The organism is Shewanella sp. AC34-MNA-CIBAN-0136, assembly GCF_040309945.1.
Lineage (GTDB): Bacteria > Pseudomonadota > Gammaproteobacteria > Enterobacterales > Shewanellaceae > Shewanella.
This window is the reverse complement of the sequence record NZ_JBEOPJ010000021.1, coordinates 1-17,226: the sequence shown is the minus strand read 5'-3', so window position 1 is coordinate 17,226 and position 17,226 is coordinate 1. Positions and strand designations below refer to the sequence as shown.

Here is a 17,226-nt window from a genome sequence, read left to right as displayed (position 1 = left end):
TTATTGCTCATTGTTTATTTTATCAATTATTTATAATGCTTAAACATATCGCATAGTGGTGAGTATCTGAAATGAACGATAATTGTTTTTGATCTCCCATCATGATTAAACACTAAAATTAGCTAATTTTGGTAATCTGTTTTGACTCAATACTAACCTTCAATACTAACCTTCAATACGACCTTTTTCGGGTAGTATCTCAACAATAATCCAGGTATTGCCTTGTTTATGCAGACGAATGGTTCGATCATCAATCCATTGTCTTCCACCTTTTAATCCTTGCATTTTAACGATTACAGTCACGTCATCGGTAAATTTTCGGAAAAAATCGATATCAATTTCATCAATAGACATCGTCACTTGCTTCATGGATAAGCCTAATACGTGTCGTTGCACCGCTGATGCTATATGATAATGATCCATAACATCCTGTATATCAGGTGCGACAAACTTTTTAGCTTTCTCTACATCACGATCGACATAAATAGCTTCGAAGAAACCCAAAGAAACTTGTTCTGGTGTGAGTTGAGGTTGACCAAATTCATCTGATTGTCCGCAAGCAGTGAGAATGAACAGTAGAAATACAGAGAATATTTTAATGGAAGTCATTTTTAACATAAGGCTTTTTTACTGCTGATATTATAATTTTTATCTAGTATCTCGATTTATGCTATAGCTTACAAGGATAGGCTCGATTTAAATAATATCATTATCAATAATTGTAGCGTAAAGCCTTATATGCTCATATTTTGTAATATATTGAAAGTATCAATGGTTCATTTCAGTTTACTGATAAGCTATTATTTGTTCGATTAACTACAAATGAGGATACTTTTGTAGTTAATGGCTTGACGCAATCAAAATGACATGTCATAAGTTAATTGTATCAACGCACAAGACTTGTATAGAAACAACGATAGAGAGTGTTTGTTCATACCGATTTATTATTGCTAATAAACATAGTGATAAGGAATGTCTCACACAGTTATCCACAGATTCTGTGGACAACTGTGTTGACGAACGTAAGTTATTTTACTAACTCACTGTATTACTGCATTTTTTATGTGTGGTTAAAAAATAACGCAGTTTTTATATTAAATAGATTTTGCGTATAAAAAAACCAAGCCTCCTAAGGAGACTTGGTTTTTTAGTTAGCGAAGATAAAGATAATTACCATTTCTTTTTCGGTTGAAACAGCATATCAAGATCATCGCCTTCTTTTTTCGGTTTTGGAGCACTCGGTTCACTGTGTTTTTGAGCGCCCATTATTTCATCGAGTAACTGCTTAGCTTCATCGACTTTACGAGCAATAAAAGGATCATTTGGCGTTTGCGCTTTAATAGTGTGCAACGTGTTTAATGCTTTTGTGACCATTTGTTTACTGGAACCGTACTGCTTCATAAAGCATGCTGCACGAGCGCGGCTAATCATAGAATCAACATTAATCCTTAATTGCAGATTGTCGATACGCATTTCTTCTTCAGCAAAAATAGACGGATCAACTTTTCCCTTATTATGTTCTGCACGTAAAATAGCTTTAAGTTTCTTCAGTGTTTTTACTAATTCTAAAACTTGTCTATCATTATCAGGTAAACGAAAATTCTCAATTGCAGGGACTTGGCTTGGTGAATTCGATACTGTGGCTATTTGCATTTTAATGTCAGCTAGGCGACGCTCATAATCCGATTTTAATTGGCCTGATGCATGGATAACAGATTGTTCTAAAGCATCTTGAATGCGGCGATAGAGTACTAACATAATGTGGCTAGAAGACGGGGTCATACCTGTGTTGGATAATACTGCATCGGTTTCATCTATAATGGCGCGTTGGCGAGATACTTCTACTCGACGTTCAGCTTCAGCACGCTCTTTTTGTTGTTGGACAATACTAAAGCCGATAATCAGCAATAAGAGTGCACCAATAAGAATTAATACCAAAATTAAGGACATAAAGGTTCCATTTTATCTTTCATATCTCATGGTAAATATAGCCAAACGACAATGGCTAAAAGTTATTTTGATGCTGGAATAAATTGTTGCAATAAAACTGCATCAAAATGATTCTATATCTTAGCGTATGTTATCGCGGCTGTCGTTGAATAATAAGTCGTTTTGTTGATAAATCATTAAACATTTGAGTAAGGATGTTTATCAAAAGCTAAGTCAATTAAATTGCAGGTGATTTTTACTTGCTCGTTATTCCTATTTATATTACATTTCAATTGTCATATAACGTTTTATTATAGTTGAACAACTGTTCTTGCCATGTGAAACATCGATCGATTTGTTCTTATTTGCATATTTTGCTGATGAGTGCTGGTTAAATAAAGGATAAAACCATGAAGCTGCAACAACTTAGATATATTGCAGAGGTTGTTAAACACAACCTAAATGTGTCATCAACGGCTGAGAACCTCTATACCTCACAACCCGGCATTAGTAAGCAAGTTAGAATGCTAGAAGATGAATTAGGTATTCAAATATTTGGTCGAAGTGGTAAGCACTTGACTCACGTGACTCCAGCAGGTCAGCAAGTTATTGATATTGCAAATGATATACTTGGCAAGGTCGATAGCATTAAAAAGGTATCTGAAGAATATACTCAGCCTAATCAGGGTGATTTAAATATTACCACCACCGATACTCAGGCTCGATATGCTCTGCCACAAATTATTAAAGAGTTTATTAAACGATATCCGAAAGTGAATTTGCATATGCATCAAGGTACGCCATCACAAATTAGTGAGCAAGCGGCTAGAGGTGATGCTGATTTTGCCATTGCTACTGAAGCAATGCACTTGTATACCGATTTAATTATGCTGCCTTGTTATCATTGGAATCGATCAATTGTTGTGACTCGTGACCATCCATTCGCGACTCAATCGACAAAAATTAGTATTGAAGATTTAGCCAAATTTCCGCTGGTGACTTATGTGTTTGGTTTTGATAAAGCCTCTGAAATTGAAAAGTCTTTTAAGCGTGCGGATCTTGATCCTCGGGTGGTGTTTAGTGCAACCAGTGCTGATGTACTTAAAACATACGTACGTTTAGGGTTAGGGGTAGGGGTTATTGCTTCAATGGCTATCGATCCAGCAGTAGATAAAGATCTAGTCGCGATTGATGCGAGTCATTTGTTTGCTCATAGTACAACCAAAATTGGTTTTAGACGTGGTAGTTTTTTACGCAGTTACATGTATGACTTTATGCGACATTTTGCACCGCATTTAACCCGAGATGTGGTAGAAAAAGCGGTCGCGCTTCGTGATCAACAACTGATTGATGAAATGTTTGCAGACATGACATTACCGGTACGTTAGCACTGTATATCGACAATGTTTATTGCATAAAAAAACCTCGCGAATTAGCGAGGTTTTTTGTTTTTAACATAAAGACTTAGTCACTTAGTCACTTAGTCACTTAGTCACTTAGTCACTTAGTCATCGATATTAATCTGGTGCGTAACCAGATGGACCAATTAACTCGCCATCTAAGTAAGCTTTACCATCAGCCATCGCTAAACGACCTAAGCTGAACCATTTTACTACAAGAGGATAAATGGCATGTTCTTGTTCATGAACACGCTCAGCTAATACTTCAGCATTATCTTCAGGGTAAATAGGGACTTTAGCTTGTAATATTACCGGTCCGGCATCGAGCTCTGGAATAACAAAATGCACACTAGCGCCATGCTTTTTATCGCCGGCATCAATAGCCCGTTGATGCGTGTGAAGCCCGGTATACTTAGGTAATAATGATGGATGAATATTAATCATCTTTCCAAGGAAGTGACTTACAAAATCATCTGTCAAAATACGCATAAAACCTGCAAGAATAATCAGATCCGGTTGGTATTTTTCAATTGATTTCAATAAACGCGCATCATAATCACTGCGTACTTCATTGGTATAAGGAATAACGCAACTGGTATCAATCTCGCTTTGATGAGCGCGAATTAACCCATAAGCATCCGGCTTGTTACTAATCACACCAACAATGTCAGCTTTTAGGTTATCGTCACAGCCATCAATGATAGCTTGAAGATTACTGCCATTCCCGGAAATCAGTACCACAACACGACAGCTTTGGCTCATTAGATGATCTCCACTTGCTCTTCGTCACCTTGACGCGTAGCAATTTCACCTATCAACCAAGCATTTTCGCCTTCTGCTGTTAATAATGCCAATGCAGCATCGACTTTGTCTGTTGGCAGCGCAATAACCATACCCACACCACAGTTAAATGTTAGGAACATTTCGTGTTGTGCTATGTTACCGTTTGTCATTATCCAATCGAACACCACTGGCCATTGCCAAGAGTCACCCTTGATTACAGCTTTACAATCATCAGGAAGCACTCGTGGGATATTTTCCCAGAATCCACCACCGGTAATGTGCGCCATAGCGTGAATGTCTGATTGTTCAATCAGTTTCAACAAAGGCTTAACATATATTCTTGTTGGTTCTAATAAATGGTCAATCAATGGCTTACCAGCAAGATCTTGCTGAGGGTCTGCTTTGCTGACTTCTAATACCTTACGGATTAATGAGTAACCATTTGAATGAGGACCACTCGAACCAAGTGCTATGAGTGAGTCACCGGCTTTGACTTTGGTACCATCAATGATGTCTGCTTTTTCAACAACACCAACACAAAATCCGGCAAGGTCGTAATCTTCGCCTTCGTACATGCCCGGCATTTCAGCCGTTTCGCCACCGATTAATGCGCAACCAGATTGGAAACAACCTTCTGCAATGCCGCTAACAACTGAGGTTGCCGTTTCAACGTCAAGCTTACCAGTCGCGTAGTAATCGAGGAAGAAAAGCGGTTCAGCGCCAGAAACAATCAGGTCATTAACACACATAGCAACTAAATCAACACCGACGGTGTCATGCTTTTTGTAATCAATGGCTAATCTTAATTTAGTGCCAACACCATCAGTGCCCGAAACAAGCACTGGATGTTTGTATTTAGTTGGTAATTCGCATAATGCGCCAAAACCACCTAAATTGCCCATAACTTCTGGACGGCGAGTGCGTTTTACCGCAGATTTAATGTTGTTTACTAACGCATTACCTGCATCGATATCAACGCCGGCGTCTTTGTAACTTAGGGGGGTAGGAGTGGTCACGGAGGATCCTCTAGGGTACATCGTTTTATGGAATTTTATGCGGCAATATTCTACCAGTTTGTGCTGCTAGTCGGAAGCCATGTTTTTACTTTATCCTATAAAGAAAACGATGAATTGCCTATTTTTTATTGGTTTAGGTCACGATTTACTGCAATTTTGAAACTTTATGTTTTATAGAGAGGATAAATCGACTAACATTTGTCAAATTTGCCTGAAATAGTCAGAAATCTAGGAGAAAGAAATGAAAGTCGTTGAAGTAAAGCATCCACTGGTACGTCATAAAGTCGGTTTGATGCGTGAAGCTGATATCAGCACCAAACGATTTCGTGAACTTGCCACTGAAGTTGGCAGTTTATTAACCTACGAAGCTACCGCTGATTTTGAAACTGAAACGGTGACAATTGAAGGTTGGAATGGCCCTGTTACTATTGAGCAACTTAAAGGTAAGAAAGTGACCGTAGTGCCTATTCTTCGTGCGGGTTTAGGTATGATGGATGGCGTTCTTGAGCATCTTCCTAGTGCGCGTATTTCTGTAGTGGGTATTTATCGTGATGAAGAAACACTACAACCTATACCTTACTTTGAAAAAATAGTCAGTAATGTTGAAGAGCGTATTGCTTTAGTGGTTGACCCAATGTTAGCGACTGGCGGTTCAATGATTGCGACTATCGACCTGCTGAAAAAACGTGGTTGTACTTCAATTAAAGCGTTGGTTTTGGTTGCTGCGCCAGAAGGCATTAAAGCACTTGAACTCGCGCATCCTGATATTGAATTGTATACCGCTGCGATTGATGATTGCTTAAACGAGCAAGGTTATATCTTGCCAGGTTTAGGTGATGCGGGCGATAAGATATTCGGTACCAAATAGTTCGTTATCCGAGATTATAGATACCCAGGCTCGATATGATTAATATCATGTACGAGACCATAAAAACGGGAGCCTTTAGTGAGGCTCCCGTTTTTATTTTTTATCTTGATAAGCCGTAGCTATCTGTTGAATGTTAAAGCACCATCGCAGCGATCCAACCAAAAACAAGCAGTGGAATATTATAGTGAATAAACGTCGGGATCACGCTGTCGCGAATATGATCATGTTGCCCATCGGCATTAAGACCCGCTGTGGGACCTAGTGTCGAATCTGATGCTGGCGAACCCGCGTCACCAAGCGCTGCAGCGGTACCCACTAGCGCAATTGTTGCTGCGACAGAAAAACCAAAACTGAGCGCTAAAGGCACGTAAATAGTGGCGATAATGGGAATGGTTGAGAACGAAGAGCCAATTCCCATGGTGATCAATAATCCAACAATAAGCATCAGTAATGCGGCTAACGCTTTGTTGTCACCAATGATGTCACCTAGAGAGGTCACTAGTGTGCCAACTTCCCCGGTAGATTTAACTACTGCAGCAAAGCCTGCAGCTGCAATCATAATAAAGCCGATGCTGGCCATCATGTGCACACCTTGATTAAACAGGTCTTTGCTTACTTCGTGTTTAATGATTCCAGAAAAACGAAAGATAATAAATCCACTTAATGCACCAAATATCATCGAATCAGTTTGTAATTGAACGATTAAAGTGACCACTATTGCTGAGAGTGATATCACTAGGCTTTTTCGACTTATCGTGGTTTCAATATTGTCGCTTACCACTGGTTCTTCAATCATATATTGTCTAGGTTTGCGGTAACTAATAAATATTGCGGTGAGTAAACCTACAACCATGCCCATAGCAGGTAATAGCATTGCGTTAGGAATTTGTTCACGGATTGCATTTAGCCCATTTGTATTTAAATTTGCCAACAGGATATCATTGAGGAAAATACCGCCAAAACCGATGGGTAGAATCATGTACGTGGTGACCAAGCCAAATGTGAGAATACAGGCTATAAGACGGCGGTCGATATGTAGCTTTGAAATGACATTTAGTAATGGTGGAATAAGAATGGGTATGAAAGCGATGTGAATAGGCAAAATATTTTGTGATGAAACCGCCATCAATAATATTGTGACCAATAACAACCAACGTACAACTTGAGTATTACTACTATTAGGTTCTTTACCGAGTTTCTTTATAATTGAATGAGAAATCAATGTTGTTAAGCCTGAATGTGACAAAGCTGCTGCAAATGCACCAAGCAATGCGTAGCTTAGGGCTATTTGAGCGCCGCCGCCTAGGCCATCATTAAAGGCTGCAATTGTTTGATGAATATCTAATCCACCGACTAAACCGGCGACAACAGCACTGATGGTTAGTGAGACCACAACGTTAATTCGAATAAAGCTTAAAAACAGCATTAAGCAAACCGCGATAACAACCGCATTCATAATCATTTTTCTTAAAAGTAAGTGAGGCCGCTATTCTTGACTGTCTAGTGTCTATTTGTCCAGCGCATATCGCTTTTTTAGGTATTTTTTGCTGATAGTTAGCTCAGAATTATTTGCTGTTTAACATATGGTTGTTGATAGTGATGAGTGAAATCTTGTTATCAAATCATTTTGTCATATTTGAAACTTATTATTTAATGGGTCATCATGTTTTATTTTTCAGCAAGTAAACCAACTTTCATCTGAAATGACTTATAAGTCCGTTAATTTAGATGTATGGTATACGACTGATATAAGTCCCAACGGTATGGGTAATTGCTTGGTGGATCATCATTTTGCGATACGCATATACCGTTGTTGAGTGTTTAAGCCATTAAATGGAGATAGATAATGAGCGTATTAGTAGGCCGTCCAGCCCCAGATTTTACCGCAGCAGCCGTTCTTGGTTCTGGTGAAATTGTTGACACATTTAACCTTGCTACCGCAATTAAAGGTAAGCCTGCAGTTATTTTCTTCTACCCACTCGATTTTACTTTTGTATGCCCATCAGAGCTAATTGCTTTTGATCACCGTATGGAAGAGTTCACTAAACGTGGTGTTGAAGTGATTGGTGTTTCTATTGATTCACAGTTTACTCATAACGCATGGCGTAACACTCCAGTAGACAAGGGTGGTATTGGCCAAGTTAAGTACACTCTAGTTGCTGATGTTAAGCACGAAATTTGTAAAGCATACGACGTAGAGCATCCAGAAGCTGGTGTGGCTTTCCGTGGTTCTTTCTTAGTAGACAAAGAAGGCCAAGTTCGTCACCAAGTGGTTAACGATTTACCACTAGGCCGTAACGTTGATGAAATGATCCGTATGATTGACGCACTTCAGTTCCATGAAGAGCACGGTGAAGTTTGTCCAGCGGGCTGGTCAAAAGGCGAAAAAGGTATGACTGCAAGCACTGAAGGTGTTGCTGCATATCTAAAAGATAATTCTGACAAGCTATAATCTAGCAAGTTAGAGATAATAAAAAAGCTGCTTCGGCAGCTTTTTTATTGGATAAAATTAATACTTTGTTATCGCACTAGCCAAGTGTAGATGGCTGGCATGAGATCAAAGGGCTGAGTATTCATTATTCGTTTGCTGAGTCGGTATCATCTTCCACAGCCGCTAATGGCCAACCACCCAATGCTTTCCATCGATTGACTATAAGGCAAAATAGTTCGGCGGTACGTTCGGTATCATATAATGCTGAATGGGCTTCATTGTTGTCGAAATCGATCCCTGCCATTTTACAGGCTTTAGCTAATACTGTGTGTCCAATAGCCAGGCCTGCAAGTGTCGCGGTATCAAAGCTAGCAAAAGGATGAAAAGGAGAACGTTTTAAACCATTTCGTTCAATAGCCTTGTTAACAAAACCTAAATCAAAAGCGGCATTGTGCGCGACAATGATACTGCGATGACAATCTGCTGCTTTTTGGGCTTTTTTTACTTCTTTAAAAATCTCTAAAAAAGCGACTTTTTCGTCTACTGCACCACGAAGTGGATTAGTGGGGTCTATACCATTAAAAGCTAAAGCTGCAGGCTCTAAGTTCGCGCCTTCAAAAGGCTCAATATGAAAATGAAGGGTTCTATCAAGTACAATGATCCCATCACTATTCATTTTTAGTAAGCTGACGGCAATTTCAAGCAACGCATCGGTATTAGCATTAAACCCAGCAGTTTCGACATCGATAACAACAGGGAAATAACCACGAAATCGGTGTTTAAACTTATTAGCGTCGCAAATATCAGTCATTACAGTTTTTATCCTCAATAGCTATCATTCATCGGTGCAAATGATATAAGCCGAGTATTATGCGCAAACTCAAGCGCAGTGTCATGTTTGATTGTGGTTTTTATCATCGATTAAACATGATTGTTTACTAAAGGAACTGACTTTATGGCCGATAGAACAAATGTAATCGGGTATAAAGGGTGGTTTTATGTGGCGAAAACTGATGGTCCTCACAAGTTTGTGTCTTTGCTCAACGGCTAATGCCGATTTGAGGCACTACGTTGCGTCACTGGAAAACTCAGCATGGCGTATCGGTGAGAACAATCCGATAGAATGCCGTCTTGAACATGATATTCCTGACTATGGGCGTGCTGTGTTTACCAGTAATGCCGGTAAAGAGCTAAATTTACATTTTACGTTAGATATGTGGTTAAAACCTGATTCGGTGACCAACGCGACATTAATTAGTCGAGCCCCTAGTTGGCGTCCTGGACACAATTCTAAAGAAATCACTCAACTGACTTACAATAAGCAATTTAATGGTGAAGTACCCAAAAAAGCCGCTTGGTCGATGTTGAATGAATTGAGTCAAGGAATGGAGCCCACGTTTTATTATGCGGATTGGTATAATCAAAACGCTAAAATTGCCGTGGGATTGTCGTCAGCTAATTTTGGCGGTAAATACCGTGAATTTCGCGCCTGCTTGGCTAATTTACTGCCTTACAGTTTTGATGATATTGCTTTTACAGTGTTAAATTACCAAGAAGGCGGGGTAGAGCTGACTCGTTTTTCTACCCAACAATTACAGAAAATACAGCGTTATTTGTCTTATGACCCTGAAGTCGAGCTTGTACTGATTGATGCTTACACCGACAGTTACGGTGGACGCTCGGTTAACCAAAAGGTGTCAGATAAACGTGCGGACTCAGTGAAAGATATTCTCATTGCTAGTGGTATTCCTAAGGATCGGATTCATACATCGGGCCATGGTGAAAAACGCCATGTAACAGGCAATGATCTTGCTGAAGAACGTAAGATGAACCGCAGAGTCGTGATTAAAATAACCAAGCCTATATAAACCCATTCATGTATCACTCACTGCTCAGCCATGGGCAGTATCCTTATTACTGGATATGATTGAGATATCAATTTACTTGAGTCACGATGTTGCTAGTAACTTGAGTCAGCTATTTTTCTAATAAATAGTATTGATACGACAGCCAAAGTTCCCCTATGTTTATCAGTCTGCTTTACTCGGCATTTATTCAACATTCGTAAAACTAAATTGAGCCAAATTGACAATACTCTTTTATAAATGAACCATCGTTCCTTTAAGAGCCTAATCAATAAAACATGTAAGGGTATTTTGCGTGGTGATCATTTGAAAGGGTTCAACCTATCAGTAGCGCTCGAATTTACAATTTTTTTCGCAAAGCTTCTCATTTGGGTTTATAAAGATGCTAAAAAAAAGGTAAAAAAAACCCACTTAATCCAAGTGGGCTAAATAATTTGCAATCAACAAATTTAAGGAAGGAAGTCAAGCATAAGAACTAGGGATAACTGAGGTATTGGGTTACATCAGTTTGGAGTTCTTGGTTTTCAACATCTGAATCAGATGTGTCCTGAAAACAAGGCAATAATAGAATGTATACACTAATCTGACAAACTAGAAAAATTAAGCGTTATCATTAGTAAAGCTAATGCTTTGTGGCGGTGGTGATATGTTATTTATACTCTAATCGTCTTATATAGCGCTTTATTAGGTTATTACTTATTTTTTATGCATAACTATTCGGATTAGTTAATTAGGCGGCAATAATATTTAACAAATAGTATATATCCCGTCATGCTGTAAAGTCTGCTTACTCCTTTTAATATGTTAAATATTACTCTACACCACTATGAATATGATTATTCTACCCATATTTAAGGTGGGATTTTACGGTTATCTCTTCTTGATGTTTAACACACAGCATATGGTCATCAAGACGAGTAAGATAATGCTATTAACTTAACAATTGATAATGTATCTGCTAAAAAGAGGTTGGTGAATTTTACCGGCTTAACATTTATTCACGTTTACATTTTGCAAAGTGTGCGATGGTAAGGGGGATTCGCAGTTTACTTTTACCTGATTATTGTCTTTTTGTGAGCTTTAGGCCGTAAAAGTAGGCTGTTGTTACCAGGAAAAATTCTATTTATATGGCATGTTTTGTTTAATAAATTGTTAAATTTTTGGGTAAACACATTAATAAAGCTTCATCTCTTACAGTTCCTGAGGTTTTTAGTGTGTTTTAGCGCATTTTGAGCAAAATAAAGTCTGCTTTTCCCTCGGTACAATATTCACAAGCGTGTTGGTACTCGGTATAGTAAGCCAACTTTTACAACCTAAAAATTGATGTTCAGATTATGTTTGTTTGGCCTATTTCAATCTATTACGAAGATACCGATGCCGGCGGTGTTGTGTACCATTCGAATTACTTAAAATTTTTTGAACGAGCCCGAACGCAATGGTTAAAAGCAATGGGTGTTCGCCAAGCTGAACTGTTGGCAGAAGATATTGCTTTTGTCGTCAAACATGCAGAATTAGATTTTCGTAAAGCTGCAAAATTTGAACAGGATTTCGTGGTTGAATCCAAGGTTATAGAATTAAAAAAAGTGTCGTTGGTATTTCACCAGCGCCTAGTTGATCATCAAGGTGATTGCTATTGTGAAGCGACTGTTGTTGTCGCGTGTATATCTTTATCACGTATGCGTCCCCGTGCTATTCCCCTAAATATTGTTCAGGAGTTTGACAGTGCACGCTGAAATTTCATTTATTGGTTTGTTTTTAGAAGCCAGTGTGTTGGTAAAGTTAGTTATGCTGACCTTGTTGGCATTATCGATTGCCTCATGGGCAGTGATCATTCAACGCAACAAATTATTAGGTTCTGCAAGAGTTAAGTCATTACGTTTTGAAGAAACGTTTTGGTCTGGTGTTGATTTAAATCGTCTTTACAAAGAATTAATTGCGCGTGGTAGTGCTATCTCTGGTTTAGAATCGATGTTTGTGGCTGGTTTCAAAGAATATACTCGTTTGAGCAAAGTAAACAGTAAAGCTCCTGAAGCGGTTATGGATGGAACGTCTCGAGCAATGCGAGTGAGTTTGTCGCGCGAAATGGAGAAACTTGAAAACCATTTACCGTTATTGGCAACGATTGGTTCAACCAGTCCATACATTGGCTTGTTTGGTACGGTATGGGGAATTATGAATTCCTTTATTGCACTGGGCGCGGTAGAAAATGCCACATTGGCAATGGTTGCACCTGGTATTGCAGAAGCATTGATTGCAACTGCAATGGGCTTGTTTGCTGCAATACCTGCCGTTATTGGTTATAACCGTTTTACAACGCAAGTTGATAAAATTGAAATGAGTTATGCTAACTTTATGGAAGAATTCTCCAACATATTGCAACGTCAAGCGTATAGCGAGAAGGAAGCTGTTTAATGTATCAGCGTAAACGTCGTCGTCCAGTTGCAGAAATCAACGTGGTACCTTACATCGACGTGATGTTGGTGTTGTTGATTATTTTTATGGTGACAGCGCCTATTGTATCGCAAGGAGTCAAAGTAGAATTGCCTCAAGGTAATGCGGAGTCGTTGCCACCTGATAGTAAGCCTCCTATCGTTGCATCGATTGACGCAGAGGGACAATATTTTTTGAATATCGGCAGTAGTTCTAACTCTGAAGTTATGGACTTAGAGCAAGTATCAACTGAAGTTGGAGCATTAATCCAACTTGAACCGTTAAGGCCAGTGGTTGTAAAAGCGGACCGCACGATACCTTATGAAAGCGTTATTCAATTAATGATTAGCTTGCAAGGTGCTGGTGTGCCTGCCGTAGGGCTAATGACCGATTCACCAAAGGAGAAATAGGTGGCTGGAAATTCAGATTTAACCGTACCAGTTTCTATTTCTGCTGGTATTCATATTGGATTTATCGTCATTCTTGCTTTAGGCATTAGTTTTGATGATAAGCCCAAGCAAATGCAAACGGCAGCAGCAAGTGCACCTGCTGTACAAGCAATTGTAATTGATCAACAGAAAGTGAATGACAGAGTTGAGCAATTAAAGAAACAAAAGCAAGATGTGGCCCAGCAAGAAAAAGCCCGTCAAGCAGAACTAGAACGTAAAGCATCAGAAGCTCGCCGTGAGCGTGAACGTGAACGTGAACAAGAAAAAATTAAAACTTTAGAGATCCAGCGTAAACAAAAAGAGCAGGAAACTCAAAAGGCTAATGACGCCGCTAAAGCCGCTCAGGCAAAGCAAGTGCTAGAAAAAGAGCGAGCAGATAAAGCTGAAGTAGTACGCAAGCAAAAAGAACAAGAGCAAAAAGCTTCTGAAGACGCAGCTAAGAAAGCCGCTGAAAAACGTAAGCAAGAAGAAGCTGCTGCGAAAAAAGCTCAAGAAGAACGTCAACGCGCTGATGACGAACGTAAACGTAAAGAAGATGCTGAGCGTAAACGTAAAGCAGAAGCTGATACTAAAGCGCGTCAAGAACGTGAAATGGCAGAGGCTATGGCTGCTGAACAAGACTCACTTTCTAAAACACGTAACAAGCAAGTGTTGTCAGAAGTTGATAAGTATAAAGCAATGATTATTGCCACTATTCAACGAAATTTAGTTGTTGATGAGTCAATGCGTGGGAAAAGCTGCAGGGTCTTTATTCGTCTAGCGTCAGATGGTTTTGTCACAACAAGCCAAACGTTAGATGGTGATCAGGTAGTTTGTCGAGCCGCCAAAGCGTCGATAAATAAAGCGGGACGGTTACCAGTATCGCCTGAACCGGCTGTTTATCAGCAATTAAAAGAAATTAATTTAACCGTTTCACCGGAATTTAATTAATATCAATCGTATTTAATGATGGAATGGAGTTAAAAGGAGTCGCATGAATAATTTGGCTAAATGGCTAACACTGGTATTAATAGTGTTAACTACACCTGCTCGCGCAGCGTTAGATATTGTGATTACAGAAGGGGTTGATGCAGCAAGACCGATTGCTGTTGTACCTTTTGTATGGCAAGGTCAAGGTCCAGCTCCTGCATCTATTTCTGATGTGGTAGCATCTGATTTGTCTCGCAGTGGTACATTTAAGACACTTGATGTGCGTGCATTGCCACAATCAACTATTTCGTCTGTAAATGGATTTACTGCTCAAAATTGGGCTAATGTAGAAGCGGAAGCGCTTGTGGTTGGTACGGTTAAGCCATATGGCGCCGATCAATATTTAGTGAGTTTTGAGCTGATTGATTTAGTTAAAGCACAACTTCAAGCGGGTAAAGGGCCTCAGAATAACAATGAGTTATTACTTGAAAGCCGTGAAACGGTTATTAGTGCAAACCAATTTAGACAGTACAGCCACCGTATCAGTGATATTGTGTATGAAAAGCTCACCGGTATTCGTGGTGCATTTTTAACCCGTATCGCATATGTTGTGGTTAAACAAGGTCAAAAAGCACCTTACCATCTAATGATTGCGGATTACGATGGCTACAATGAACAAATGTTACTACGTTCACCAGAGCCATTGATGTCACCAACGTGGTCTCCTGATGGTCGTCGTTTAGCTTATGTGAGTTTTGAAAATAGAAAAGCTGAAATCTTTGTTCAAGACATTTACAGCCAAACTCGTACATTAGTGAGTAGTTTTGACGGTATTAATGGTGCACCAGCATTTTCTCCTGATGGGAAAAAATTAGCTGTTACACTGTCAAAAGATGGCCAACCAGAAATTTATGTCGTCGATATTGCGACTAAAGCAACTCGACGTATTACAGAGCATTACGCAATCGATACTGAACCTTCTTGGTTCCCAGACGGTAAATCAATTTTATTTACCTCTGAACGTGGTGGGAAACCACAGTTATATCGCGTAAGTTTAGATACAAATAAAGTCTCGCGTATGACTTTTGAAGGTGAATGGAACCTAGGCGGTTCAATTAGCCCAGACGGTCGTAGTATGATTTTTGTAAACCGTACTAACGGTAAATTCCATATTGCTAGAATGGATCTTGCAACACGCTTTATGCAGGTGCTTTCATCAACTCAACTTGATGAATCACCAAGTGTTGCTCCAAATGGCACTATGGTTATCTACGGTACAACCCATCAAGGTAAACAAGTGTTAGCTGCTGTTTCTATGGACGGCAGATTTAAAGCAAGATTGCCTGTCGGCCAGGGCGAGGTGAAGTCACCAGCATGGTCTCCGTTTCTCTAAATAGATATTGATAAGGATTTAAAATGGATCTGAATAAGTTGTTTAAAGCTATGTTGGTTGCAGTTCCGCTTATGGCACTGGGTGCCTGTAGCTCAACTTCAGACTCTGAAACTGACGCTAACGGTTCTATGAGTGGTACTGGTAGTGAATACGGTAATGGTGGTATTGAAACTGGTGGTGTAGCTCCTGTACTGAGCTCTGCAGAACAGCAGCGTTTAAAAGAACAAGAATTACGTCGTCAAAATATCATTTACTTCGACTTTGATCGCAGTGAAGTTCAAAGTGAAAATGCTGAGATCATTCAAGCTCATGGTAACTATTTAGTTGAACATCCAAATGTTCGAGTGTTGATTGAAGGTCATGCTGATGAACGTGGTACTCCAGAATACAACATCGCACTAGGCGAACGTCGTGCTAAAGCGGTTGCTAAGTATTTACAAGGTATGGGTGTACAACCTAGCCAAATGAGCATCGTGAGCTACGGCGAAGAAAAGCCATTAGATTATTCACGTAACGATACTGGTTTTGCTAAAAACCGTCGTGGTGTGTTAGTTTACTAAAGCGTAAGAAGTGTAAGGCCAACCGTTATCGGTTGGCCTTTTTTAGGAGATAAAAATGAAACTAGCCATATTAGTTGCGGCGATGTTCTTTACAACGGCCACGGCTTTTGCTGCACCAGCACCGGTTTCGGATGCATCTGGTGGTTCAAATGATGACAGAATTTCAAGATTAGAACGCATCATTAAAGCAAAGCAACAAGGCGAATTCGACATGCAACGTCGTATGGATGCATTGCAAAATGAAGTGTTAGATTTAAGAGGCATTACTGAGCAACAAAATTATCAAATGAATCAGATGTTACAGCGTCAACGACAGCTGTACGAGGAAATTGCTAATCTTACTGCTAAGTCATCAACCCCAGCAGCGCCAGCTCAAGCTGATGCTACTACGGTTGCCGCAGCCAGTTCAACGTTAGGTGAAACAGGAAGCTATGAGGCCGCTGTTAACTTGGTTCTTAAAGAACGCAAGTATGATGAAGCCATTCCTGCTTTTCGTAGTTTTATATCGACATACCCAGAATCTAATTATGCAGCTAATGCAAACTATTGGTTAGGCCAATTGTTGTACAATAAAAGTGAGTACAATGATGCGAAACAAGCTTTTAGTACAGTTGTCAGTAAATTTGCAGATTCAAATAAGCGTGGCGATAGTTTAGTTAAGCTTGGCATGATTGCAGAAAAAGAAAATGACTCTGCGGGTGCAAGAGCACTGTATAACAAAGTCTTAAAAGAGTACGCAGATAGTGCCTCCGCACGCCTTGCACAACAGCAATTATCAGCATTGAAAGGCTAATTAAGCCAAAAAACAGCCTCTTAGTCTGTTTTTCATGCAAACAACAAGAAATTATAAATTTGGGCTTGCATGAGAAATTGAAAAAGGTATTATAGGCGCCCTCAGAACGGCAGAGCCTTCTGGGGTGTGTTGATGTGATAATAACTTAGTCTACAGTTACTGTAATATGAGTTGTTATTAACAAACAACAAAATGGGATGATAATTTAACAAGACTTGAAATATAGGCAGTTTGTTTCATTCCAGTAAGAACCTTAAGTTCTTGCAAAACAAAGATGGGTCGTTAGCTTAGTTGGTCTTGAAATAGAGACAGTTGGCTTTTGTTCCAGTAAGAATATCAGTTCTTGCAAAACCAAGATGGGTCGTTAGCTCAGTTGGTAGAGCAGTTGGCTTTTAACCAA

17 protein-coding genes are annotated in these 17,226 nt (G+C 39.5%); 11 read left to right on the top strand and 6 right to left on the bottom strand.

What is annotated here, in order from left to right:
* Positions 1-165 precede the first annotated feature (165 nt).
* Both AAEY94_RS17770 and AAEY94_RS17765 read right to left on the bottom strand, forming a co-directional pair.
* Positions 166-618 carry a nuclear transport factor 2 family protein gene (locus AAEY94_RS17770; protein WP_101086772.1) on the bottom strand — a complete coding sequence of 151 codons (453 nt, stop codon included), beginning with the start codon at positions 616-618 and terminating at the stop codon, positions 166-168.
* Positions 619-1,170: 552 nt separating this feature from the next.
* Complete coding sequence (locus tag AAEY94_RS17765) at positions 1,171-1,950, bottom strand: hypothetical protein (RefSeq protein WP_101086773.1); 780 nt, start codon at positions 1,948-1,950, stop codon at positions 1,171-1,173.
* A 389-nt stretch (positions 1,951-2,339) separates the two neighbouring features.
* Between AAEY94_RS17765 and cysB the strand changes: the two genes are divergently transcribed.
* Positions 2,340-3,317 carry an HTH-type transcriptional regulator CysB gene (cysB, locus tag AAEY94_RS17760; protein ID WP_162023403.1) on the top strand — a complete coding sequence of 326 codons (978 nt, stop codon included), beginning with the start codon at positions 2,340-2,342 and terminating at the stop codon, positions 3,315-3,317.
* Positions 3,318-3,446: 129 nt separating this feature from the next.
* Here the strand turns inward: cysB and purN are convergent, their stop codons facing one another.
* Positions 3,447-4,091, bottom strand: a complete 645-nt coding sequence (gene purN, locus AAEY94_RS17755; RefSeq protein ID WP_101086775.1) for a phosphoribosylglycinamide formyltransferase — start codon at positions 4,089-4,091, stop codon at positions 3,447-3,449.
* Positions 4,091-5,128, bottom strand: coding sequence for a phosphoribosylformylglycinamidine cyclo-ligase (purM, locus tag AAEY94_RS17750; protein WP_101086776.1), 1,038 nt, complete (start codon positions 5,126-5,128; stop codon positions 4,091-4,093). Before purM ends, purN begins: the two co-directional genes overlap by 1 nt.
* Before the next feature lie 241 nt (positions 5,129-5,369).
* Between purM and upp the strand changes: the two genes are divergently transcribed.
* Complete coding sequence (upp, locus tag AAEY94_RS17745) at positions 5,370-5,996, top strand: uracil phosphoribosyltransferase (protein ID WP_101086777.1); 627 nt, start codon at positions 5,370-5,372, stop codon at positions 5,994-5,996.
* A 133-nt stretch (positions 5,997-6,129) separates the two neighbouring features.
* Here upp and AAEY94_RS17740 read toward each other — a convergent pair whose 3' ends face one another.
* Entirely contained in the window at positions 6,130-7,452 is a 1,323-nt protein-coding gene (locus tag AAEY94_RS17740; protein WP_335691514.1) for a Na+/H+ antiporter family protein, read from the bottom strand.
* A gap of 390 nt (positions 7,453-7,842) precedes the next feature.
* On the opposite strand from AAEY94_RS17740, the gene AAEY94_RS17735 reads away from it, so the two are divergent.
* On the top strand, positions 7,843-8,448 hold the full coding sequence (locus tag AAEY94_RS17735; RefSeq protein ID WP_011636928.1) for a peroxiredoxin: 606 nt from the start codon (positions 7,843-7,845) through the stop codon (positions 8,446-8,448).
* 124 nt (positions 8,449-8,572) lie between these two features.
* On the opposite strand, the gene rnt is transcribed toward AAEY94_RS17735, so the two are convergent.
* Entirely contained in the window at positions 8,573-9,238 is a 666-nt protein-coding gene (gene rnt / locus AAEY94_RS17730; RefSeq protein WP_101086779.1) for a ribonuclease T, read from the bottom strand.
* Positions 9,239-9,425: 187 nt separating this feature from the next.
* Between rnt and AAEY94_RS17725 the strand changes: the two genes are divergently transcribed.
* The 8 genes from AAEY94_RS17725 (at position 9,426) to ybgF (ending at position 16,826) form a co-directional block, all read left to right on the top strand.
* Positions 9,426-10,295 (top strand): flagellar protein MotY, encoded by an 870-nt coding sequence (locus AAEY94_RS17725; protein WP_350979414.1) that lies wholly within the window; start codon positions 9,426-9,428, stop codon positions 10,293-10,295.
* A 1,328-nt stretch (positions 10,296-11,623) separates the two neighbouring features.
* Complete coding sequence (gene ybgC / locus AAEY94_RS17720; RefSeq protein WP_101086782.1) at positions 11,624-12,025, top strand: tol-pal system-associated acyl-CoA thioesterase; 402 nt, start codon at positions 11,624-11,626, stop codon at positions 12,023-12,025.
* Positions 12,015-12,704 carry a protein TolQ gene (tolQ, locus tag AAEY94_RS17715; RefSeq protein WP_101086783.1) on the top strand — a complete coding sequence of 230 codons (690 nt, stop codon included), beginning with the start codon at positions 12,015-12,017 and terminating at the stop codon, positions 12,702-12,704. Before ybgC ends, tolQ begins: the two co-directional genes overlap by 11 nt.
* Positions 12,704-13,132 carry a protein TolR gene (gene tolR, locus AAEY94_RS17710; protein ID WP_101086784.1) on the top strand — a complete coding sequence of 143 codons (429 nt, stop codon included), beginning with the start codon at positions 12,704-12,706 and terminating at the stop codon, positions 13,130-13,132. Before tolQ ends, tolR begins: the two co-directional genes overlap by 1 nt.
* Entirely contained in the window at positions 13,133-14,101 is a 969-nt protein-coding gene (tolA, locus tag AAEY94_RS17705; protein WP_350979411.1) for a cell envelope integrity protein TolA, read from the top strand.
* 43 nt (positions 14,102-14,144) lie between these two features.
* Positions 14,145-15,473, top strand: coding sequence for a Tol-Pal system beta propeller repeat protein TolB (tolB, locus tag AAEY94_RS17700; RefSeq protein ID WP_011636935.1), 1,329 nt, complete (start codon positions 14,145-14,147; stop codon positions 15,471-15,473).
* A gap of 23 nt (positions 15,474-15,496) precedes the next feature.
* Positions 15,497-16,033, top strand: coding sequence for a peptidoglycan-associated lipoprotein Pal (pal, locus tag AAEY94_RS17695; RefSeq protein ID WP_101086786.1), 537 nt, complete (start codon positions 15,497-15,499; stop codon positions 16,031-16,033).
* Between the two features lie 55 nt (positions 16,034-16,088).
* On the top strand, positions 16,089-16,826 hold the full coding sequence (gene ybgF, locus AAEY94_RS17690) for a tol-pal system protein YbgF (RefSeq protein ID WP_059745509.1): 738 nt from the start codon (positions 16,089-16,091) through the stop codon (positions 16,824-16,826).
* The last annotated feature ends 400 nt before the right edge of the window (positions 16,827-17,226 follow it).

What these genes read in the sequence shown, in the direction of transcription:
- upp (WP_101086777.1), top strand. Translation starts at nt 5,370, where the DNA reads ATGAAAGTCGTTGAAGTAAAGCATCCACTGGTACGTCATAAAGTCGGT.
- pal (WP_101086786.1), top strand. Translation starts at nt 15,497, where the DNA reads ATGGATCTGAATAAGTTGTTTAAAGCTATGTTGGTTGCAGTTCCGCTT.
- rnt (WP_101086779.1), bottom strand. Translation starts at nt 9,238, where the DNA reads ATGACTGATATTTGCGACGCTAATAAGTTTAAACACCGATTTCGTGGT.
- AAEY94_RS17735 (WP_011636928.1), top strand. Translation starts at nt 7,843, where the DNA reads ATGAGCGTATTAGTAGGCCGTCCAGCCCCAGATTTTACCGCAGCAGCC.
- tolB (WP_011636935.1), top strand. Translation starts at nt 14,145, where the DNA reads ATGAATAATTTGGCTAAATGGCTAACACTGGTATTAATAGTGTTAACT.
- ybgF (WP_059745509.1), top strand. Translation starts at nt 16,089, where the DNA reads ATGAAACTAGCCATATTAGTTGCGGCGATGTTCTTTACAACGGCCACG.
- AAEY94_RS17740 (WP_335691514.1), bottom strand. Translation starts at nt 7,452, where the DNA reads ATGAATGCGGTTGTTATCGCGGTTTGCTTAATGCTGTTTTTAAGCTTT.
- cysB (WP_162023403.1), top strand. Translation starts at nt 2,340, where the DNA reads ATGAAGCTGCAACAACTTAGATATATTGCAGAGGTTGTTAAACACAAC.
- purN (WP_101086775.1), bottom strand. Translation starts at nt 4,091, where the DNA reads ATGAGCCAAAGCTGTCGTGTTGTGGTACTGATTTCCGGGAATGGCAGT.
- AAEY94_RS17725 (WP_350979414.1), top strand. Translation starts at nt 9,426, where the DNA reads ATGTGGCGAAAACTGATGGTCCTCACAAGTTTGTGTCTTTGCTCAACG.
- tolR (WP_101086784.1), top strand. Translation starts at nt 12,704, where the DNA reads ATGTATCAGCGTAAACGTCGTCGTCCAGTTGCAGAAATCAACGTGGTA.
- AAEY94_RS17765 (WP_101086773.1), bottom strand. Translation starts at nt 1,950, where the DNA reads ATGTCCTTAATTTTGGTATTAATTCTTATTGGTGCACTCTTATTGCTG.
- AAEY94_RS17770 (WP_101086772.1), bottom strand. Translation starts at nt 618, where the DNA reads ATGTTAAAAATGACTTCCATTAAAATATTCTCTGTATTTCTACTGTTC.